The organism is Halorubrum sp. CBA1125 (assembly GCF_009742825.1).
GTDB lineage: Archaea > Halobacteriota > Halobacteria > Halobacteriales > Haloferacaceae > Halorubrum.
Window position 1 is genome coordinate 1 of record NZ_WPCE01000012.1, and the last position, 21,100, is coordinate 21,100.

Here is a 21,100-nt window from a genome sequence, read left to right on the forward strand (position 1 = left end):
TTGCGGGAGAAACACGGAGTGACCCCGCTCCTTCCAGCATTCCACAAACACGCTCGTTGTACGTTGTCTCTGCCTCACAGAATAGTGGTGCAGCGAAGTAAATTCGCATATCTAACTTATGAACCATATATGATAATATAATTACTGGTAGAAGCAAGGGTCGGAACGGATATCAGCCGGCAATGTAACGTACTGTGGGCGGGGAGGGGATCCAAGTCCTCAAACATATCGTCTCTTATCTGATTCATTTGTCACTGACGTAGCTGACGTGTAGTTTTTTACCCCCTCAATGGGTGAGGGGTTCGCCGTACTGGCGAGTTCCCGAAACATGGTACGAACGATGGCAACCAGAGACATCTACGAAACTGGCTTCGACGAAGACGTCCGAACGGAATCGAGCGCGAACCAATGTCCCGAGTGCGACGGCCGGGTCAGGACGAACGCGGTCGCCGCGCCTCCCCGCGATGGACCGCGTCACGACGAAGATGATGGAGAAAAAATCGCCGACAACGACACGGCTACCATCGAGGAACTCATCGAAACCAGCCTTGATATGGGCGTGGAGTTCTAGGTCTGCCAGATGACGATCGACCTGATGGACTACGACGAGGACGACTTCTACGACGGCGTCACCACCGGCGTCGGCGCGGCTACCGCCCTCCAGGACATGGCCGACGCTGACATCCAGCTACTCGTCTGATCTCCGATGAACGAACGCAAAGACCCAATTACCCGCATCGTCGACGCCGTCGCCAATACTGAGGACGTCGAGTCGATCGAACTCGAGCCGCCGATAGCCGAGGTCGTCGATCCGAATGCGCTCGAAACGTTGATCGAGGATTCGACAGCGTCTGAACTTGAGGTTCAGTTCGCGTATCGTGTGAACGACATCGTCGTCGACGATTCTGGCCGCGTACAGGTCGACTGAAGCGGACTATATCTCTCACTTCTTGACATCTTCCCGCGCCTGAAGACGCAGGAGGATGTCAATACCGGGAGAAAGGTGTCCCCAAGAACGTCGAACTCGTGACGAGTGGCGTCCACGATCTCCCACTCGATACTGGCAATCTCGGCGCAGCCTTCTCGACGATGACCTACCACGAGTTCGCGAGCGAACCGGCGCTGAACGAAAGCAGTCGCGTGCTCACGTCCCGGGGGACGTTCGTTATCGTCGACTGAACAGCTTCCGGAAGTGGGAACCACGGCCCACCCGTCGACGAGCGGTTTTCTCCCACTGAGACGGCGAGCGCGCTCGGTCAACACGGATTCACAGTCGAATTCGAAGCGGCACGACCAGAAACACTTCTAGTGACGGTAACCGCCAAATAATCACGATCTATCAATATCACTCATTACTAAGCCATTCGATAAGATTCGTCCAGAACGGCTGGTAGTGCTCCCATTCGAGAAACGCGGGCGAGCCCCAGTGGGGTGCACAGTCGGTCGTGAACGCTGCCGATCGCCCGTCGCCGTGATCTCCCACAACCAGGAGGGGATCGTCCTCGAATGAGACGATCTCCGTCGCGTCGTCGTCCGCCGTGACCCGGTTGTACCCGAGCATCGCTGGCCACTCCTCGGGCATTCCCTCGACGATGGGATGGGTCTCGTCACGGGTTGCCACGGCACCGTCCGATCGTTCGACGCGGTCGTCGAACGGCTCCAGTGTCACCGGTAGCGCCCGTTCGACGGGCGATTTGCGGTAGCCCGCCTTCCCGTTGAACCCCTGGAACGAGAGGTAGCCGCCGACCATCAGGAGACCGCCACCGGCCTTCACGTAATCGTTCAGAAGTTGGAGACGATTGGGAACCTGTTCGAAATCTTCGAATGTCGTCGGCGGCATCGCCAGCGTGTTGTAGCCGATGTCACTCAGGACGACGACGTCGTACGCGGTCATCTCCTCTGCCGTCGACGGGAACTCCGTCGCCGCCACGTGACAGGGCTGGTACGTCGTGTCGATGCCGCCCTCCTCGAGGGCGTCCTCGAGGGGATCGATCGCCTCGTGATATGACGACCGGGAGTAGAAATCGAACCCCTTCATATCGAAGCTAATCGATTGCCACGACTCTCCGACCAGGAGTGCGCTAGTTTGGCTCACATCAACGTCTCTCTACCGTAACGATATTATTCTTTCGACGGATCGGGCGGTGGCCCGGACGTCTCCACGAGGATGCGGTCGGACCTATCTCACTGCGAAAAAGCGATCGGCATGGGCCCGCGAAGGATGTCAACCTTAGAGTACGGTAATTTTACGGTAACTGGATTCGAGAGGAGTTCTATGCCGCCAAGAGGCTACACAACAGGAAGGGTTTCGGACGAAACAGCGGCTAAACTTACTGAGATCGTGGTTAAACATGATCTCGAAAGTATAGCTGAGGCGATCGACTACGCAGCAGATGTGGCTCGGGGCCCAGAAACGTTCTCAGAAGCAGAATTAGTGCATCTTCTCCACCGAACACTCACAGACAGAAGAGAGTTACAGTAAGAATATGGTAATCTGGCGTGTTAACTTTTGACACTCTTGTTGTTCAATACCATCTAACTCCGCTTTGGTGTCTCTTATCTCCCATCGACGAAACGAAGAGCGATGCGAGCACGCTCGGCATGCTGCTTGGATTGGTCCATTCGCACTCTCCGATAGAATAAAGACGGCTCTGGGAGACGTTCTCAACGTATGCCCGGAACAGGCGACATCGACGTCTACGATTCACGCCGGTCGACAGTGTACGCGCGGGAGGGAATCGTCGCGACGAGCCAGCCGCTTGCTGCCGAATCAGGCATACAGGCGCTCCGTGCCGGCGGGAACGCCTTCGACGCCGCCGTCACGACCGCAGCGGTACTGAACGTCGTCGAACCGTTCAGTACTGGTATCGGCGGTGACGTGTTCGCACTCTACCGAACTGCGGATGGCGACGTCGGAGCGCTCCGTGCCATGGGCAGCGGACCGATCGACGCTTCCCTGGACAAACTCCGTGGTGCTGTCGACGGAGACGATCGGGGTGACACACCTGAGCTGCCCGAACGTGGTCCGCTCACTGTTACGCCTCCGGGCGCTGCACGCGGGTGGGAGCGGACTGTCGACGACCTCGGTGAACGAAGCTTCGCTGCGGCGCTCGCCCCTGCCATCGAATACGCGAGAGAAGGGTTCCCCGTCACAGAGGTCATCGCGAGCCAGTGGAGCGATTGGGCTGATGCGTTACACAACGACCACGCCAGGGAGCTGTACCTCCCCGATGGTGATGCCCCTGACCCCGGAGAGATCGTCCGATTGCCGGCGCTCGCGGACACATTCGAACGCGTCCAGGCGAACGGCGCCGACGCAATGTACGAAGGTGACATCGGCGAACGAATCGTCGAAACCGTCCGTTCCCGTGGCGGATTTCTCTCGATGGAGGATTTGGCGTCTGTCGAGGCCGAATATGTCGACCCGATTTCGACCACCTACGCTGGTGCCGAGGTGTTTGAGCTCCCCGCTCCGAATCAGGGCCCGATTGCGCTGGAGGCGCTCAACGTGGCCAGCGAGGTCGGGGCTGGCTCGTACCCTGACGGTTCGGTCGAAGGGACGCATCGATACGTTGAGGCATTCAAAAGGGCGTTTCACGACGGCCACCAGTACGTCACGGACCCCACGTACGAATCGCTCCCGCCCCTGACCCAGCGAGAGTGGGCCGCGAAGCGGGCCGCAACGATCGGAGACGAGGCCTCCGATACCGTTTCGCCCCGGGTTCCGGGAAGTGACCGTGCCGAAGATGCCGACACTGTACTGCTCACCGTCGCGGACGATGAGGGCAACGTGGTCTCATTCATCAACTCGATCTTCACGGCCTTTGGGAGCGGTCTTGCAGCAGACGGGACGGGCGTTCTCCTCCAAAGCCGCGGGGCATCGTTCTCACTGGATCCTGACCACCCCAACCGTTTTCAATCCGGGAAACTGCCATTTCACACGCTTGTGCCGGCAGTGGCGAAGTTCGGTCAGGACGACTGGGCCGCCTTTGGCGTAATGGGCGGGTATATGCAGCCTCAGGGTCACCTCCAGGTACTCTCGGCGCTCCTCGACCACGACGCGTCGCTCCAGGAAGCGCTCGATCGCCCGCGGTGGCGATACCGGTCCGACGGCCATCTCGCTGTCGAAGCTCGGTTCGACGACCATCTGACAGCCAAGCTCGTTCGCAGAGGTCACGAAGTCGCTGTCGAAGCCTCGTTTGAGTTTGGCGGTGGCCAGATCGTTCGGGCTCGTGACGGTGTGCTCTCCGGCGCAACCGACCCGCGGAAAGATGGGTCAGTCGTCGGGTTCTGACTCGGTCAACGACTACGACGAACTGCGGTTCACCCCACCCAGGTGTGCTTTTCCGTAGTGAACGACCGTTCCCCTGTCCACCCGGAATTGAAACGGTTCTCGATCCGTTCTCGAAGGGTGACCGTTTCGTCTGTGATCCGTTGGAGTCGCTCTTCTTGGTGGCTATTCGGAAGTAGCACGCCTACGCTGCCGTGGCATTCCCCGTCGTCATCCACGATCGGGATGGCCACGCACTTCGTTGGCAACTCTGCCGTGATCGGGCCACTCGAATACCCGTCCATCTCGATCTCTGACCGTATCTGTTCTATATCATACTGTCCCGTTTCAGCATTGGTCTCGATCTCGTGGGGACTGGCGACACGCACCACGAGCCCAACGAGCGAACTACCGCTTGGCATGGTGGTTCCAACGGTGAGATCGGATGACTCCGGGATGTTGTGTGTGTCAATGATAGTACATTCGGTAGTAGATTGTTGAACGAGTACAACGCTAACGTCCAACTGATTCGCGAAATCACTGCAGATGTTGGTTGCAAACTGATACAATGGCGCGTTGGATCGAGCCTGGAACCCCACGGCCAGTAGCTTTGGCGTGAGTTGATAGTTTTCGTTGATTTTCTGTACATATCCCAATTCGCGGAGCGTACTCAGGTGGTTATGTACGATGCCCTTGTTCATGTCTAGTTCCGTTGCGAGTTCGGAGACGCCAGTTTGGCCACCGTCGCCGAGATGTTCTAGTATTGCAAACGTCCGCACGCTCGTTTCCACCCGGCGGTTCGCTTCGTAGACCATGCCATGACGTCACTCACCCCGGGGATAAGTACTGGGGATTAATTCAGATCCAGATCGTTCTATAGAATAGAATTCATGTCTGGTCCCGACGCGGGCCGGTATACCTGATTGGTATAGATATTATTTAAATAAATCTCATGAATTATATTAGTGTCTTCGGACGGACCCGTGCACGAGTCAGACAGATCGGCACCTACCGAGAGGAATTTGAGAGAATAGAACACCACGTGGCTACTGTCAGATCAGGTCGGCTTCTTCGGATTTAGTGAGGATCTGTTTGGCTATCCGATACATCTCTCGGTCGATGACTTTCCCATCGATCGCTGCAAGGGTCTCTGAGTCTGTTTGCTCGTACTCCGTAACGATTCGCTGTGCACGCCTGACTTTCTCTATGTCGGGTGTGAAGACATCGTTGGCAGTGGCCACCTGTTCGGGATTGATCACGACTTTACCATCGTACCCAAGCGCGCGCTCCAAACGACACGTCTGGGCGAACGCCTCGGAGTTATCGGGATCGGTGAATGGCCCACCGATAGCGAGTAACCCGGCACTTGCAGCTGCGTGTGAGATCTTCGATAACGGATAGTGCCAGTAATGACCCGGATAGTCGCTTGCCCCGTGAGTGGCCCCTATTGAGGCCGCGTAGTCTGCCGGTCCAAATATAATAGCGGTGAGCCGATCACTTGCATGGGCGATGTCTTCAACAGCGTTCATACCGTTTGCCGTCTCAATTTGTGCGTTGAGACCTATCGACCCGATGTCGAGTCCGGCCTTGGTTTCGACACTCGTGAGAAGCGTGTCTACTGTTTGTACTTCGGCGGCACTGCCAGCTTTTGGAATAATGAGCGAGTCTATGTTATCGCCCACAGCGGTGACAACATCGATAATATCGTTGTACCACCATCGCGTATCGGTTCCGTTGATCCTGTAACTGAGGACCAATTCGTCCCAGTCATGCTCATCCACGATCTCAATTAGGTCCGACCTGGCTGATTCCTTCTCGCCGGGCCCAAGCGAATCCTCGAGATCGAGAAATATTTCGTCGGTATTACTACTCATCGCCTCCTTGACGAGCTGTCGTTCGTTCCCGGGAATTCCCAGCAGGGAACGGCGTAGCGTTGTATTGTTCAACATAGGGCGATAGAGTTGAGGGAGATATTTATAGGCTGCCGATTATTCCAGTCCGTGACCGTGGTGAACTGGGTATGCCAGTAGCGATTTCCGTCGATTCAGTTCTTGTCTATCGTTACCGAGTCGATCCAGTGGCAGATATCAGTCTCCTTCCGCTACTCCCAGGTTCACTAATTTACAAACGTAGGAATGTCAATCATGGGATTACAGCACGTGAATCGACATCCGAATTAGACGCGTCTCTCTGCCATAGAGAGATCGCGTTACGTTAGAGAGTGAAACGCTCGATTTCAGCGTGTCTCTGCCTCAAATCGAGCGCCCCAGCGAACGTTCCGCGTGAATCGACTTGTCGTTTGTGGAGTGAAATTGAACGCCGCGCTGGGCAATTGAAGAAGGGACCAGTTGTCCTTTGTCTGGTATGTCTCACTGAGAGGTAAGTAAATTTATTGGGATCTGTAGTTTTGCTATACATGAAGCCGACGACTGCGTTATCTGGGTAGAAAGCGAAGAGACGGATCGGTGTGACATCCGAAATCTGTCTCTTCACGCATGCTACGGTGGCTAGAGGCTAAATCAGTTGTCGCTAATCCGGACGAACCTGCCGACTCCAGCGGGGGAGGCGGGTTCGTCGAGTGAGCGATACTCACCGTGCATGCACTACGCATCGAGCTGGGAAAATCCTACCGCATCGCCGTGGATTTACTCCAAAACGAAGTATTACCTGTTTGTTACGAATCTTCGATGTCGGGTCGGTGATCTGTGCCAGCATAGGGTGGTGAGGGCCGTCGGTGGATCCGTACAAATGGTTATATAATCTGTCTCGCTGCTGTGTTGAATCACTGTAATGCGTAGGAATCCACTGTTTAACGAAGCATATCTTGGTATAGACAACACACATCAATGCGAACTTGCGGAATTCATGGACCCATGACCGCGCTCGGCTTCGCCGTGCGAGCGCTTCACAACTATGTTCTCAGCTGTGCCCACTGTTACGTTATTTATCGGTGCTGGCGTTGTGAGCGTGGTCGTACAGAGCGATTATACGATGCTTGAACAGCGGTCTGATCCCAGGATTTCTCCATGCTCGGGTGCGTTTAATTACAATCCTAGTATTGTAATTTAGTGTGTTGGCTGTCATTCCGTGGATGGAACGATCGAATATTGCACCTGTAGCCACATCGGACAGTTCCGGGCAGATCACTCGGGATGTCTCCGCTGGGCCACGGTACCTAATGAATCGCTCCTGAGAACATTCTCGGTCGCGGCGTAGACTCTCGATCACGACCCGCCACAGATCTGGCGGTGTGAACGCGATCTGCACACCCCGACAATCGGTCGAAGTCGGACCGGAATCGGAACAACACACTCTCTGTAGACGCGGACGATGTCGTCATTGCGAACGTTCCTTCACTGAGAGGGAGGAACCCAGCCGGGTAAACATCTCCAGTGTGGCTCACGAAGACGAACCCGTTCTCGTTTCTCGTCGACCCCATTGGCGATTCGAGATCCTCATGCTCCGAGCGATTCGCCGGTAGTGCAGTGCCTCAACGGTGATAAGACAGAACGATGCATCACGTTGTCGTTCAAACAACTATTCCAACGTTCGCTCGGCAGCTGTATGTGAAAGCTGATCGAACTCCGCGTCGCGTCCGATCGGGATCAAAAAAGACCTCCCAAGCGACAGCATCGAACAACTCAACGAGGTCTGCGATATCAAGGAGATCATCGACCGTTCTATCGAGTTTAGTGCCGCCAAGAAGATCTGGCTCCATGTAATCTATGAGAGAACGAGTGTATCTATGAACGGCTGTCTAAGATCATAGGATATATTTTTATCCCCTTCCACACAAGTCTATATCGTATGGCAAAGAAGAAGTTACATAACGACCCAACAGAGTACGTATCGGAGATGCTAGAGGGGTTTGCTGCGGCAAATCCTAGCCACGTCAGACGGGTGGACGAAACAGACATCGTCGTTCGAGCAGATGCCCCGGTCAAGGGGAAGGTCGGCGTCGTTACCGGCGGCGGGAGCGGTCACGAGCCGATGCACGCGGGCTACGTCGGTAAGGGGATGCTCGACGGAGCTGCAGCAGGGGCCGTCTTTACATCTCCGTCAGCCACGGACATGCAGGAGCTGATCGAGGTGTGCGACGGCGGTGCGGGCGTTCTCGCCGTCGTCAAGAACTACGAGGGTGACATCATGAACTTCCAGACGGCGAGTGACCTGGCTGCAGACACTGAGTACGAGCAGGTGATCGTCGACGATGACATCTCAGTCTCAGAGGCCGAGGACCGGACGGGTCGACGCGGCGTCGCCGGAACGGTCTTCGTCCACAAGATCGCCGGCGCGAAGGCGGCCCAAGGGGCGTCGCTCTCGGAGGTCGCGGCGACCGCTGAGAAGGCTATAGACAACATCGCGTCGATGGGAGTGGCACTGTCCTCTTGTATCACACCAGAGAAAGGCGAGCCGACCGTCGACCTCAGCGCAGACGAGATAGAACTCGGCATCGGCATCCACGGGGAACCAGGCGTTGAACGCACCGAACACCAGTCCGCCGACGATATCACTGAACGCATCACCACCGACGTGGTCAAGGACCTCGATCTTGCAATGGGCGATGAAGTCGTCGCCATGGTCAACGGTCTGGGGGCCACAACGCAGAGTGAACTCTACATCGTCGCTCGCGAACTCAACCGGATACTTGACGGAAAATCCATCGCCGTCCATGACATCTGGGTTGGCGAGTACTGTACCTCGCTCGATATGGCGGGCTGTTCGATCAGCCTGCTTCGACTTGACGACGAACTCCGGGAGCTACTGAACTACCCCGTCGAAACGCCGGCCGTGACTATCGCAGAACCATGACTGACGACACCACCCTCGTCGTGGAAGCCGTTGAGCGCGTCGCCGACCGCCTCGTCGCCGCCGAACCTACGCTGACGGAACTCGACTCCCAAATCGGCGACGCCGACTTCGGAGTCAACCTCAGGCGCGGACTCACGGCCGTGACAGAGACGGTTAAGACGGATGAATTCAATGGACCGGACGACGTCCTTGATACAGTCGGTCGGACGCTCATCTCCGAGATGGCCGGTTCGTCGGGCATCCTCTTCGGAAAGTCGCTAATGGAGGCGAGCGACACCGTCACCGATGGCATCGACTATGAGGCTATCGTCGCGTTCGCCGTGGCGTACTCTGATAACGTCGCCACTCAGGGAGACGTCACGCTCGGATCGAAGACGATGTTCGATGCAATACGGCCGGCCGTGTACGCGCTCAAGCGAGGCCAGGAACTCGACGATGTGACCCCGACTCAGGCATCAGCTCACGCAGTCAAGGCCTGTGAGTATGGCGTCGGTTTCACGATTCCGTTACGCGCGAAGAAGGGACGCGCCTCCTACACCGAGTGGCGGTCGGTCGGCTACCCCGACCCCGGTGCCGTCGCCGTGTTGCTCATCCTCCGCGAGATACACGATCTGGTTGAGCAAGAGCACGATGAAACAGTCGAACCGTCCCTCCCCGGCGATCTTGACGACGTCCTCTAAGCCAGGCTCCTGCTGTTTCCGAACCCGCTGGGCCGGTCTTAAGTTGTCCGGCTACCGTCCGAAAGCAAAGAGACGGCGTGACAGGGTGTTGCACCGTCTCGTTTTCTGTCGGTGAACACGATCTCGACCACGTCACCTCTTCGCGTTGTTGTGCGAACTCATAGCACTCTGGCTACTCAGTCGGCAGGAGTCGGTACAAGGAGGTTAACGTGACACCGGTAGTAGCCACTGGAGATGAGCTGATTAGTATCGGGAATTGAATGAGCTAGTCCCATCTCCGTGACCCCGTTGATTTGCCATAGTGGCCCACTCGCTCCGGTTCCTGTTCAGCCACCCCTCTACGTTCTCTTATAGAGGACGGATATGACGCGGGTCGGATGAGTACTCTTATATTCCATAGGGAGCTTTGTCCGAACGGACTATGAGTCAAGAACTCACTGGGATCGTCCCACCCATAGTGACACCGTTTGACGAGGACGGAGAGATAGACGAAGATGCACTCCGTCGCGAGATCCGGTATCACCTCGATGTCGGCGTTCACGGCATTTCGGTCGCCGGTAGTACCGGGGAAGGGAACGCACTAACGCTGGAGGAACATTCGCTCGTGTACGATATCGCCGTCGAAGAGGCGGACGGATCGGTCCCGGTCGTCGCCGGAGCGATCGCGACGAGTGCCCAGGAAGCCGCCGCGAAAGCCGAGCGAGCGCGGTCTGCTGGGGCCGACTTCGTGATGGCTACCCCACCACACTACATGACACCAACCGATGACGGACTGGTCGATTATTTCCGCGTTGTCGGCGAGCGCGGGGAACTGCCGATCCTCATATACGACGTCATTGACCACGTCGACGTGACGGACGAACTTGCGGCCCGCATGGTTGACGCAGTTCCGGAGCTATACGGCATCAAGCAGTCCGGCGGAGATTTCCATGGACTCTCGAACATGCTGGCGACTGTCGGCGACGATCTCCAGATTCTGACGGCGCTTGACGACTTACTGTATCCCTCGTTCCAGATCGGTGCGAAGGGCGCCATCGCTGGGACCAACGCGATCTATCCGCGCCTGAGCGTTGAACTCTGGGACGCCGTCCAGAACGACGATACCCAGCGTGCCGAGGAACTCCACTTTGCGACCCACCATCTGGCCCGGAGCGCCGTCTGGGAAGCGCAGGTCAACTTCCCAGGCGGCGTCAAGGCTGCAATCAACCTTCTCGGACGCGACGCCGGCGAGGCGCGGACACCGATCCACCTGCCCGACGAAGACAAGTGCCGTGAGATCAGTGAGGCCATTGAGTACATGCACGACTGGGGCGTCTACGAAGACCCTGACCGTGCCTGAACGTAGGCAAAAACGTGACTGGTGACCTCTCAGTAAGCGATAGTCATACCAGACGGGGTCACCTCTTTCTCGAACGTCCGGTTCTATCGAGCTTTGAGTTCGGCCTCTATCGAAGCTACTGAACTCACCTAGTGATAAAGCACCAGTTCAACGTCAGTCCATAGATTTCCACGAGCCAAGTGTCGTTCTATTCTCTCAAATTCCTCTCGGTAGGTGCCGATCTGTCTGACTCGCGTACCAGTCCGCACGAAGACACAATCCAGCTCTGTCGCAGAGGAAATTCAGGCACCCGCTAACATGGCCGCTACATGGAGGGGTGAGACTGCCGAATCGAAGGGACCATCCTCTCCGGTGACTTCTCCGACAAATCGCTTTACTTCCAGCGCCATACGCTCGACAGTGGTAAGTCCTAGTGTAAGTCCTCTGGAGAATCAGAAGCTGACGATGAGCAGTTCTCGAAGGGGTACTAGTGCGAATCGATTGTCGCCACGGATGTCAGCCGGAACACGGATATCATGTAGCGGGAAGTTTCGGCCCGATCACTTCGGTCATGGAGGTCGAGACGGCTGGAGGAGGCCACCAAACTTGCGAACAACTCGCAGTATGATCTCTCCTCCTACCTCTTCACGGAGCACTACTAGACGGTGATGCGGGTCACTGAAGACCTGGAGTTCGGGAGACTTACATCAACCGAACTCCCGGAAAGTCCTAGCACGGCCACCACATCGGCTTGAACGAGTCTGGAATGGGCGGCGAGGACAGGTAGTACGGATTCCTGAAGTACACGCAGCTGAAGACGATCTCCCACAACTACATCTCAGGTGTTTGGAAGAAAGAGCCCTCGTAACTAGAGAGGCCGTCGTCAGTCGAAGCCGCCGAATTTGTCCCTACGGAAGAGGTCGAGCTCGGCCACCGCGTTTGGAGACTCCCGCGTCGCAACGAACGCGATCGCCTCGGCGATCTCCTCAGGCTCAGACACCTCGCCAGGTTCGAACTTTTCCTTCAGCGAGTCCCCATAGTCGCCGCCGATCTCGGTCCGTACTTCGGTAGGATTAACAAGTCCGATCCCAATCCCCTCGTCGCCGTACTTTCCCGCGATGCTAAAGGCGAATCCACGGAGCCACCACTTCGAGGCGGCGTAGACGGGGTTAAATGGCCGCGGGTACTTGCCGGCGAAGCTTCCCACGTAAACCAAGTTTCCATCGACCTCGCGAAGGTAGGGCAACACTTCACGGGTGACAAGGAACGCTCCGGTAACGTTCACGTCGAGGACACCTTGGAACTCTTCGAGCGAGAGGGACTCGACGTTCCACGGACACGTGCGCCCGGCGTTCGAAACCGCGACATCGATCCCGCCGAATTCATCGACGGTGGCCTCGACCAGCGCCTGGACGGCAGTGGGATCGGTGATGTCGGTCTTCACCGGATGGACGTCGACATCATGGCGTGATTCTACGTCAGTCGCGATCGCTTTGAGGCGGTCGACGCGACGCGACGCAAGGGCTAGATCAGCACCCTTCGAGGCCAGTTCGAAGGCTGTTGCGCGGCCGATGCCGGAACTCGCTCCAGTGACCAGTGCAGTCTTGCCGTCGAGTGAATTGTTCATCGTATTGGAAGTCAACGGACAGCACCTTATGCGTATCGGGCTGGTTCGGGACCGGCAAAACGGTCTTACCATCGCGGACCGTTTCCTCAGATATGGCCCACACCGCGAATAATCCCGTCAAATCAGACCTCACGTTGCTGCGGATCCTTGAAGTCATTGAGGTACGGGGGAATGCAGGGGTGACCGAGATTGCGACGACTCTTGATCTTTCGAAGACGGCCGTGCACAAGCATCTCTCGACGCTGGAGGACCAGGAGTACCTCGTCAACGAGGACGGTGAGTATCGACTGGGTCTGCGTTTCCTCCGACTTGGCGAACGCTCCCGCGAGGAACTGGCGGTGTACCGGCACGGGCGAGAACACGTCGATGAGCTCTCGGCCGAAACCAGCGAACTGGTGAATCTAAACGTCGAGAGCCACGGGAACCTCGTGTGTATCTACCGGCAGCAAGGCGAGCAGGAGATCCCGTTCGATACGGCGTCGGGAGTCCGCGAGCCCATGTACTGTACGGCTGCCGGGAAGGCGATCCTCGCGTACCTCCCTGCAGAACGGCGGGATCTGTTGATCCGATCCTGCGAGTTCGAACAAGCGACGGAGAACACCATCACGGACGAAACGGAACTCCGTGAGGAACTCGCGACTATCCGCGAGCGGGGCGTCGCCTTCGACCTCGAGGAGTGGAACCAAGGCGTATACTGCGTAGCAGCGCCGATCCGGTACGATGACGAGGTACTTGGTTCGATCAGCGTCTCGGGTCCGAAGAGCCACATGGAGGGGGCGAGGATCACCGAGGAGATCCCAGAACTGCTTCACTCCCGGATAAACCTCATCGAAGTCACGATCAACTACGCCTAGCCGCGGCGGCTGTCTACGCCCCCCGAATCTCCGACCAGATGTCCTCATACCGGTCGGCGACGTCCGTCGAGAGACGGGACGCGTAGTGGAGGTCCCAGTCATCACTCCACGTCTCGGTGGTCGTGATCTTCCGCCGGAGTCCCCAGTCGACGAACCGGACGGCGGTCCGCGGATTCGGGGCACCGGTCGGGATGACGAACGCGCTGTGGGTACTCATCGTCCCTTCCGCCGGAACCGTCCACCGTATCGGTGCTTTGTCCTCCGCACAGAGACACGTGGCGGCCTGCGTGAGCGGCCCGATGAGCACAGTCTCGGCCTCAAACAGGCGTCGTGCGTCGTACCGACTTGACCAGTAGCTGTGAACTAGTGGCCGCTGTTGTTGCAGAGCCGATTTGATATCCTCAAAATCGACGGGATTAGTCGGATCCTGGCCGGTGTAGAGGGCCGCGATCTGACAGGAGACGACGGCATCGTCTTTCATCACGATCTGACCGTCGTACGCATCGTCCCAGAGGATTCCCCAGGAACCGGGCGCCTCGTCGAATTCGTTGAGGTTGTACTGTAACGGGAAGAGAGTCCGCGTCTGTGGCAACGCGTAGATGTCGCTGTCACGCCGGTAGCGGTCGAGGTCGAACCGACCGGTGACCTCCTCCCACGCCGGCATGATCCGCGCCGGTAGCGGTTCGAGCAGGTCGTCTGCCAACGCCCTCTCGATGGGTCGCGTCGTCGTGTGAACGACGTCGATCCCGTGGCCGCCATCACCCAGTTTTTGGTACCACTCGTCGGCGACGCCGTAGACGTTCCGCGACGTCGATTCGAGGTCGTACCGGTACTTGAAGGAGGCCTCGGCCCAGTCGGCCCAGTAGTTGTGCCACGTCCAGAAGGTCAGGGATCCTTCGAGCGGTTCGGGGGGCCACTCGGTGACGTCAGTTGGACTGAGTCTCGTAGTCCCTCGAGATAAACAACCGGCCACGCTTCCGCTGACAACCGCCGCGGTCCCCGCGAGGAAATGCCGTCGATCGAAACTGGGACTAGTTCTCATTACTCAAGTTTGGTCGTCGGACATGATTAATGTTATCATTGCCCGTGCTGGCGGACCCGGTTCGAGCAGTAGACGCGAGGAAATACTTAAATTCGGTTACCTATAAATTGTACTCGATGGACCGCCGCACCGCCATTCGTGCCATAGCGAGCTCGCTTGCCGTCCCCGTGGCAGGCTGTTTCGATTCGAGCGGCAGCACTGAGACGACGACGTCGTCTGCTACGGTGCGGAACCACCCGGCTGCCCATGGGATTGAGACGCAACCGACACTCGGGCCGTCGCCGCTCGACGGCGGATCGGTCATCGTTGCCTTCGAGGACCCGTCGTGTCCGCCTTGCGGTCGGTTCGAGCGCACCGTCTTCCCGAAGATACGTGACGAGTGGACCGAGCAGGGGAAAGTCTCGTTCGTCTACAGGAGTCTTCCAATCGTCTACGAGTGGGGAGGGCCGGCTACCGCAGCCCTCGAGGGAACGTACGAGCGAGCGTCGACAGCATTCTGGGCACTCAAGGCGCACTACTACGAGACGCAGGACGCTTTCACGTCCGACAACGTCCGCGAACGCACTCGGACGTTCCTCGAATCGGAAACCGACATCGACGCCGATAGCGTCCTCAAGGGCGTCGATGCGGACCGATACGAGGATGCGATCGCCGTTGACAGGGAGGCGGCTGCCCGGGCCGACGTGGACTCAACCCCGACCTTCGCGCTCTTCAAACGGGGTACTTTCCTTACCCTCATCCACGGGAACCACTCGTTCAAGCTGTTCGAATCGGCTCTGGACCTCAAACGTGACGACCGCGAGCGACAGGGGTCTGTCGAAACCGGTACTTGACCGATATGGCACCGACGTATTGAGGGTGTCAAGGTTAGGTGATGGCCTTGTGGAGAGCTGCGAAGGCTTTGACCCAGCGATCGACTGATTTCCAGGAGCTATGGTGCGGAAACCGGCTATAGAAGAGCCTGGTTTGGTACTTGAGAAGGCCGAACCAGGCTTCACTAGAGACCGTTCCCCCACGTTTCACGGCGTGATTCACAGAGATCGAGGTCATCGAGCGCCCAGTTGTACCACGGTCCACGATCCACGAGAACAACTGGTTCACCACGACACCGCTTGAGGATTTGTTTGACGAACAGCAAGGCGTCGAGGTCAGATCGGCCGGGAAAGACCTCGATGTGGATGATTTCAAACGTCTCCACATCGACTGCGGCCCAGACGTAGACCTCGGTCTCTTCGACTTTCAGCTTGGTCTCGTCGATAGCGACGGTCGAATGGTAGTCGGGATCTGGGTCAAACAGGTGCGCCAAGCGGTGATACCACTGGCGCACGGCCTCGTATGAGCGCCCGACTACCCGCTCAACGCGCCGACACGAGAGACCGGCGTGATACAAAAACGCTGCTTCGACGCGCTGTTCCGTCGGCGTATCCTCACGCGAAAATACTTCTTGCTCGCGTGCGTTCGCAACCACGCGGTCGAGCATCCTCAACTCACCAACTTACCCTTGCTCGGTCGCTTCCTTCACGCTAAGGTTGACACCCTTCCGACGTATTGCACAAAAGATTAATATAATAGGGGGTTGAGTAGGAACCATGCCATACGAAGGCAAGAGCCGAAGACGGACATTCATGAAAAGTGCTGGCGCAGTGGGGGCGATCGGAATGCTTTCCGGCTGTTCGGCGTTGTCGGGGGATGATGGCGGCGATGGCGGCGGTAGTAGCAATGACGGCGGCACGACCGGTAGCCAGAATCTCCCCGAGGTGACCATGACCATCGGTCACGGCGACCCGCCGCAAGACATGTTCCAGACGCATGGCTCTGCATTATTCATCCAGGAGTACATGGACCGGCACACCGACGGGAAGTTCACTGTCGAAATCAACGCCGGGGGCTCCTTGGGGACGTACACGGAGATGATTGAACAGGTCCAGGCCGGTTCGCTCCAGATGACGTTCCCGGCCGAGGGCCACATCGCGCCGATTTATCCGAACATCAACGTATACGCGCTCCCCTACGCGTTCCGTGATCCCCAGCACGCGCTGTACGTATTCGACACGGAGTTCGGCGACCAACTCCGCCAGGACATGGTCAACGAGACCGGCATCAGGATGCTAGGCTGGTGGGAGAACGGCGGCATGCGGAATTTCTTCGTGAACACCGACAACGCGGGCACTGAGCTGAGAGAGCCAGCCGATCTTGAGGGTCTAAGGTTCCGGACCATGGAGATTCAGGCCCACATGGAGATCGTCGAGTCGCTCGGTGCCCAGGCTGAACCGATCGCATGGACCGAACTCTACAACGCCATCGAGCAAGGCGTCGTCGACGGGGCGGAACTCCCGATACCGGTGTATATGATCCCGAACCTCTATGAGATCACGGACTGGATGATCATGGACCGGCACGTCTACTCAATGGCGATGGCGATCACCAACGACGAGTGGTTCCGAGATCTTCCGGCTGAGTATCAGAGGACTTTGGCACAGGGGATGAATCTTGCCAATATGCATGCGCGCCGCATCGGTCAACTGTTGCGACGTCGCGGTCGCGGCTTCATTGAGAGCAGAGGTGTGACGGTCTACGACCCGACACCTGAGGCCCTCGCAGAGTTCCGCAGCCTGACTCAGGGTCCCGTCGAAGAACTGGTCCGTGAGGAGGTCGCGGACGAGAGCATGGTCGACGATCTCAAGTCCGCCATCGGGGACGCGACCGAAACCCTCCAGTATGAGACTAGCGAGGACTGACCACGCTACTGTAGACCCCATCACTTCCGGTCGGTGTACCGAAGCGAGAACACCGATAAGGTGATTACCACGGTAAATTGGGAACCGCGTGCCGGACGTCCGAGTGGTCGTCCCGCCATATAATATAGCATAAATTTTATTCATGATCACGGATTCTTAGTGAGTGAACGAATGGAATCAGACAACCCACAGGAAACGAAAACAGTGGCGGTATTGGATCGTGTAGAAGATGTCCTGAACAGGCCGATAGAATCCCTCTACGACCTCCTTGTCAACATCGGGATACTGTTGATGGCGATCCTTGTGGTCCTCGTCACTACGAACGTCATCTTGCGATACGTGTTCGAGTCCTCCCTGTTCTTCGGGAACGCCATGGGTCGGTATATCGCCATCTGGTTCTCCTTACTCCTCGTGGGGCCGCTCCTATTACACGACAAACACCTTGGCGTAGACGTCCTCGTCAGGAAGTTCAGATTCAGGACCCGGGTCGCGATCCGGATCGCGGAGATGATCCTAATCGTCATCTTGGGCGGGTTACAAACCTACTGGGGTTGGCAGTACGCGAGTTCGTTTGGGTTCAACACGACGGACCCTGCGACCGGAATCGACATGTTCTGGTTCTATTCAGCCCTGTGGGTCTCTGGCATCTTCGTCGTCGTGTTCGGGCTTTACAAACTCGTCCAGATATTGAGTGACCCGAACGTGATCGACAGGGACTACGAACGCCAGTACGGCACCGGCTCGTTCGAAGAGGAGGTCGAGTAATGGCACTCGGTACGAATGTCATTCTGGTCATCGCGCTCGTGGTCCTCTTGGCGCTGATCTTCCTGCGGATGGAAATCGCCTTCGCGATGGGGATTGTCACGTACCTGTGGCTAATAGCCGCCGAGGAATCTATCCTCACAGGGTTCCAGCGCCTGTTTGGTGGCCTTGACAACTTTACGCTATTGGCGATCCCCTTCTTTCTCCTCGCGGGAGAACTCATGAACAAGTCGGAGATAACCAACGAACTGATCCAGATAGCGAACCTGACTATTGGTCGGGTCAAAGGGGGGTTGGCCCAGGCGAACATTCTGGCCAGCCTATTGTTCGCTGGGATCACCGGGGCCGCGCTCGCTGACGTTGCGGCGTTGGGGTCGATCCTCGTTCCGGCGATGGAAGAGGAAGGATACGACACCGACTTCAGCGCGGCGCTGACCGCAGCCTCTTCCTTGGTCGGACCGATCATCCCGCCGAGTATCATCATCGTCCTCTACGGGGCTATCACCAACACGTCGATCGGTGGGCTGTTCGTCGCCGCCATCGGACCGGGGCTGCTACTCGGAGTGACGTTGATGCTTCAGGTAGCGTACTTCGCGCGCCGCGACGACATGCCCCGCTATGAGACGTCGATTGACCGGAGTAACGTCCCGTCCCTCCTCGGGAAGGCCGCGCTGGCGATGACGATGCCGATCATCATCCTCGGCGGAATCGTCGGTGGCGTGTTCACACCGACCGAGGCAGCCGCCGTCGCATGCGTATATGCGGTCATCATCGGCATGTTTATTTTCGGCACGCTCTCGCTCCAAGGCATCTACGACTCGCTCGAGTCGTCTGTGTTGCGCACATCGCAACTGTTCATCATCCTCGGGTTCGCGACGATGCTCTCCTATCTCCTAGCCAAGGAGCGCATTCCGCAGAACCTCGCGGCAGCGATTATGGATCTGGGTCTTGGTCCCACCGAGTTTATGCTCCTACTCGCGGTCATCTTGCTTTTCATCGGGACTTGGCTCGACATCGGTGCTGCGCTGATTATCATCGCGCCCGTCACGGTCGAGATGGCCACGACGATGGGGATCCACCCCTTCCACTTCGGCATCATGATGACCGTGACGCTCCTGTTCGGGCTGATCACCCCCCCGTTCGGCGCCTGTCTATTCGTTGCGGCGAGCGTCTCGCAGACGCCCGTTTGGGACATTTCCAAGCGAATCGTGCCGTTCTACGCGGCGGACGTTGTCGTCTTGCTCGGGATCATCTACGTGCCCGAACTCACCCTCTTCCTGCCGCGCGCCTTCGGGTTCGCCTGAGGGAAGGTTTCCTGTTTCCGTTTCTGCTGCCGACTTCGCTTGTTCTCCGCGCCGGCGAAAATTTGTTCCGCCCAGTCAGTAACAGCCGACGGTCCCGTCTTTCCGGGGATCCGTCGCTCCCGACAGCGTCCCGCCCTCGGTGCGGGCGATCTGGCCGCCGCCGAACAGATCGGGCGTCTCAACCGTCACGTCATGGCCCCGCCGGGCGAGCTCTGTAACGAGCGTTGGGTCCATCCGGGCCTCGACCGCCAGGTTCCCGCTCTCCCGGTAAAACCACCGGGGCAGGTCGAGAGCATCTTGGAGAGTGAGACCGTGGTCAACGATCGCCGAAAGAACCTGCAGATGCCCCTGTGGCTGCACGTATCCCCCCATGACGCCGAAGGCCGCCCAGTCGTCGGTGTCGAATCGGGCCAGTGCGGGGATGAGCGTGTGGAATGGACGCTTGCCCGGTTCGAGACAATTTGCGTCGGCCGGGTCGAGCGAGAACGAACTGCCCCGATTCTGGAGCGCGATACCGGTGTCGCCGGCGACGACGCCGCTACCGAACTCCCGGAACAGCGAGTTGATATAGGCGACGACGTTGCCCTCGCCGTCGGCGACCGTGACGAGGACCGTGTCGGAGTCCTGAGCGTTCGGGTTCCCCATCTCGACGACGCCGGCTTCCTCAGTCACGCTTCGGGCCCGTTCAGCGGCGTACTCCTTCGAGTGGAGGGCCGGGACGTCTTCGAACTCCGGATCAGTGACATACGCGAACCCGTCGTGGAAGGCGAGTTTGAGTGATTCGACGTACTGGTGTGTACCCTCCGCGGACATGAATGAGTGGTCACTGGCCCCGAGCTTCTCGGCGATGTTGAAGGCCTCCAGTGCGATTAATCCCTGGTTAGGCGGGGGCAATTCGTACACTTCAACGCCGTTATAAGTGGTGCTGACGGGATCGACAAACGTCGGTTCGAAGTCCGCGAGGTCGTTGAGCGAAAGATACCCACCCAGCGACTGGACCGTATCGACGATCTCCTCTCCAATCGACCCCTCGTAAATGGCGTCAGCGCCCTCGTAGGCGAGCTGTTCGAACGTCTCGGCCAGTTCGGGAACCCTCATCACGTCGCCCGGATCCGGCGCGCTGCCGTTGAGCAAGAACGTATCCCGGGCTGCGTCGTTCGCCAGAACCTCCTCGCCGACTTTCCATTGGCCGGCGATCACCTCCGTGACCGGGAACCCGTCACGGGCGTACTCAATTGCCGGCCGGAGCGTCTCGTCGAACGCGAGGTTGCCAAAGTGGTCGACGGTCGTCTCCCAGCCACGGGCCGTGCCGGGCACGGTGATCGAGTGGATGCTCCGTAGCGGTATCTCGTCGCCATCCTCGCCGTCGCTAGTGAGATCCTGGCGCACCCGGTCCAGACTGGCGCCGCCGGCGGCCGACCCGATACTCTGGAGCGCACCGACTTCGCCGTCCGCCGTCCGGTAGAGCCCGAAGACGTCGCCTCCGACTCCCGTCATGTGGGGTTCGACGACGTTGAGGGTCGCTGTGGCGGCGACAGCGGCGTCGAAGGCGTTGCCTCCTTCCCGGAGGATACGGATCCCCGCTTGCGAGGCGAGCGGCTGGCTTGTCGCGACGATACCGTTGGATGCGCGGACAGTTGACCGACGGGAGTCGTATGTGTCCACTGGTGATGGCAGATTCATACCTCGTCAG

The 21,100-nt window shown here is 58.1% G+C and carries 19 protein-coding genes and 3 pseudogenes; 15 read left to right on the top strand and 7 right to left on the bottom strand.

All coding sequences use genetic code 11. The features are described 5' to 3' along the window. Window positions 1-340: 340 nt before the first annotated feature. The 4 genes and pseudogenes from GJ633_RS02655 to GJ633_RS18425 form a co-directional block, all read left to right on the top strand. Window positions 341-448 (top strand): annotated as a pseudogene (locus GJ633_RS02655) (transcription initiation factor IIB family protein); the annotation flags it as partial. Window positions 449-580: 132 nt separating this feature from the next. Next, window positions 581-700, top strand: coding sequence for a DsrE/DsrF/DrsH-like family protein (locus GJ633_RS18420; protein WP_394351115.1), 120 nt, complete (start codon window positions 581-583; stop codon window positions 698-700). Window positions 701-706: 6 nt separating this feature from the next. Continuing rightward, a complete protein-coding gene (locus GJ633_RS02665) occupies window positions 707-928 on the top strand; it encodes a HalOD1 output domain-containing protein (RefSeq protein WP_156586909.1) in 222 nt (73 codons plus the stop codon). 62 nt (window positions 929-990) lie between these two features. Further along, a pseudogene (locus tag GJ633_RS18425) lies at window positions 991-1,329 on the top strand (methyltransferase domain-containing protein); the annotation flags it as partial. Between the two features lie 16 nt (window positions 1,330-1,345). On the opposite strand, the gene GJ633_RS02675 reads toward GJ633_RS18425, so the two are convergent. Then, complete coding sequence (locus tag GJ633_RS02675) at window positions 1,346-2,095, bottom strand: glutamine amidotransferase (protein WP_197431199.1); 750 nt, start codon at window positions 2,093-2,095, stop codon at window positions 1,346-1,348. Between the two features lie 126 nt (window positions 2,096-2,221). Here GJ633_RS02675 and GJ633_RS02680 point away from each other — a divergent pair, with 126 nt between their 5' ends. Next, window positions 2,222-2,482 (top strand): hypothetical protein, encoded by a 261-nt coding sequence (locus GJ633_RS02680; RefSeq protein ID WP_156586911.1) that lies wholly within the window; start codon window positions 2,222-2,224, stop codon window positions 2,480-2,482. Window positions 2,483-2,671: 189 nt separating this feature from the next. Beyond that, a complete protein-coding gene (locus GJ633_RS02685; RefSeq protein WP_156586913.1) occupies window positions 2,672-4,294 on the top strand; it encodes a gamma-glutamyltransferase family protein in 1,623 nt (540 codons plus the stop codon). 29 nt (window positions 4,295-4,323) lie between these two features. Here the strand turns inward: GJ633_RS02685 and GJ633_RS02690 are convergent, their stop codons facing one another. Together GJ633_RS02690 and GJ633_RS02695 are read right to left on the bottom strand one after the other, a co-directional pair. Next, entirely contained in the window at window positions 4,324-5,085 is a 762-nt protein-coding gene (locus tag GJ633_RS02690) for an IclR family transcriptional regulator (protein WP_156586915.1), read from the bottom strand. 237 nt (window positions 5,086-5,322) lie between these two features. Further along, window positions 5,323-6,219 (bottom strand): CoA ester lyase, encoded by an 897-nt coding sequence (locus tag GJ633_RS02695; RefSeq protein WP_156586917.1) that lies wholly within the window; start codon window positions 6,217-6,219, stop codon window positions 5,323-5,325. Window positions 6,220-6,737: 518 nt separating this feature from the next. Here GJ633_RS02695 and GJ633_RS02700 point away from each other — a divergent pair. From GJ633_RS02700 to GJ633_RS02715, 4 genes and pseudogenes are all read left to right on the top strand, one after another. Beyond that, window positions 6,738-6,921, top strand: a pseudogene (locus tag GJ633_RS02700) (IS5/IS1182 family transposase); the annotation flags it as partial. A gap of 1,156 nt (window positions 6,922-8,077) precedes the next feature. Further along, window positions 8,078-9,082 (top strand): dihydroxyacetone kinase subunit DhaK, encoded by a 1,005-nt coding sequence (gene dhaK / locus GJ633_RS02705; RefSeq protein ID WP_156586920.1) that lies wholly within the window; start codon window positions 8,078-8,080, stop codon window positions 9,080-9,082. Further along, the gene (gene dhaL, locus GJ633_RS02710) at window positions 9,079-9,762 is read left to right on the top strand and encodes a dihydroxyacetone kinase subunit DhaL (RefSeq protein ID WP_156586922.1); all 684 of its coding nucleotides are present in this window, start codon (window positions 9,079-9,081) and stop codon (window positions 9,760-9,762) included. The genes dhaK and dhaL overlap by 4 nt, the downstream gene beginning before the upstream one ends. Window positions 9,763-10,183: 421 nt before the next feature. Continuing rightward, on the top strand, window positions 10,184-11,101 hold the full coding sequence (locus GJ633_RS02715; protein WP_156586923.1) for a dihydrodipicolinate synthase family protein: 918 nt from the start codon (window positions 10,184-10,186) through the stop codon (window positions 11,099-11,101). A gap of 862 nt (window positions 11,102-11,963) precedes the next feature. On the opposite strand, the gene GJ633_RS02720 is transcribed toward GJ633_RS02715, so the two are convergent. Next, the gene (locus tag GJ633_RS02720; protein WP_156586925.1) at window positions 11,964-12,707 is read right to left on the bottom strand and encodes an SDR family oxidoreductase; all 744 of its coding nucleotides are present in this window, start codon (window positions 12,705-12,707) and stop codon (window positions 11,964-11,966) included. Window positions 12,708-12,799: 92 nt separating this feature from the next. Here GJ633_RS02720 and GJ633_RS02725 point away from each other — a divergent pair, with 92 nt between their 5' ends. Next, window positions 12,800-13,561, top strand: a complete 762-nt coding sequence (locus GJ633_RS02725) for an IclR family transcriptional regulator (RefSeq protein WP_156586927.1) — start codon at window positions 12,800-12,802, stop codon at window positions 13,559-13,561. Between the two features lie 13 nt (window positions 13,562-13,574). Here GJ633_RS02725 and GJ633_RS02730 read toward each other — a convergent pair whose 3' ends face one another. Then, window positions 13,575-14,603 carry a PotD/PotF family extracellular solute-binding protein gene (locus GJ633_RS02730; protein ID WP_156586929.1) on the bottom strand — a complete coding sequence of 343 codons (1,029 nt, stop codon included), beginning with the start codon at window positions 14,601-14,603 and terminating at the stop codon, window positions 13,575-13,577. A 116-nt stretch (window positions 14,604-14,719) separates the two neighbouring features. Here GJ633_RS02730 and GJ633_RS02735 point away from each other — a divergent pair, with 116 nt between their 5' ends. After that, window positions 14,720-15,436 carry a thioredoxin domain-containing protein gene (locus GJ633_RS02735; RefSeq protein WP_197431200.1) on the top strand — a complete coding sequence of 239 codons (717 nt, stop codon included), beginning with the start codon at window positions 14,720-14,722 and terminating at the stop codon, window positions 15,434-15,436. A gap of 164 nt (window positions 15,437-15,600) precedes the next feature. Here GJ633_RS02735 and GJ633_RS02740 read toward each other — a convergent pair whose 3' ends face one another. Then, complete coding sequence (locus tag GJ633_RS02740; RefSeq protein WP_156586933.1) at window positions 15,601-16,083, bottom strand: DDE-type integrase/transposase/recombinase; 483 nt, start codon at window positions 16,081-16,083, stop codon at window positions 15,601-15,603. Window positions 16,084-16,192: 109 nt separating this feature from the next. Here GJ633_RS02740 and dctP point away from each other — a divergent pair, with 109 nt between their 5' ends. The 3 genes from dctP to GJ633_RS02755 all read left to right on the top strand — a co-directional run bounded on the left by dctP (window position 16,193) and on the right by GJ633_RS02755 (window position 19,407). After that, window positions 16,193-17,341, top strand: coding sequence for a substrate-binding domain-containing protein (dctP, locus tag GJ633_RS02745; protein WP_156586936.1), 1,149 nt, complete (start codon window positions 16,193-16,195; stop codon window positions 17,339-17,341). Window positions 17,342-17,512: 171 nt separating this feature from the next. Continuing rightward, complete coding sequence (locus GJ633_RS02750) at window positions 17,513-18,106, top strand: TRAP transporter small permease (protein ID WP_156586938.1); 594 nt, start codon at window positions 17,513-17,515, stop codon at window positions 18,104-18,106. After that, entirely contained in the window at window positions 18,106-19,407 is a 1,302-nt protein-coding gene (locus GJ633_RS02755) for a TRAP transporter large permease (protein WP_156586940.1), read from the top strand. The genes GJ633_RS02750 and GJ633_RS02755 overlap by 1 nt, the downstream gene beginning before the upstream one ends. A gap of 75 nt (window positions 19,408-19,482) precedes the next feature. On the opposite strand, the gene GJ633_RS02760 is transcribed toward GJ633_RS02755, so the two are convergent. Beyond that, window positions 19,483-21,090: a gamma-glutamyltransferase family protein gene (locus GJ633_RS02760; RefSeq protein WP_156586942.1), complete on the bottom strand. Its 1,608-nt coding sequence runs from the start codon at window positions 21,088-21,090 to the stop codon at window positions 19,483-19,485. Window positions 21,091-21,100 lie beyond the last annotated feature (10 nt).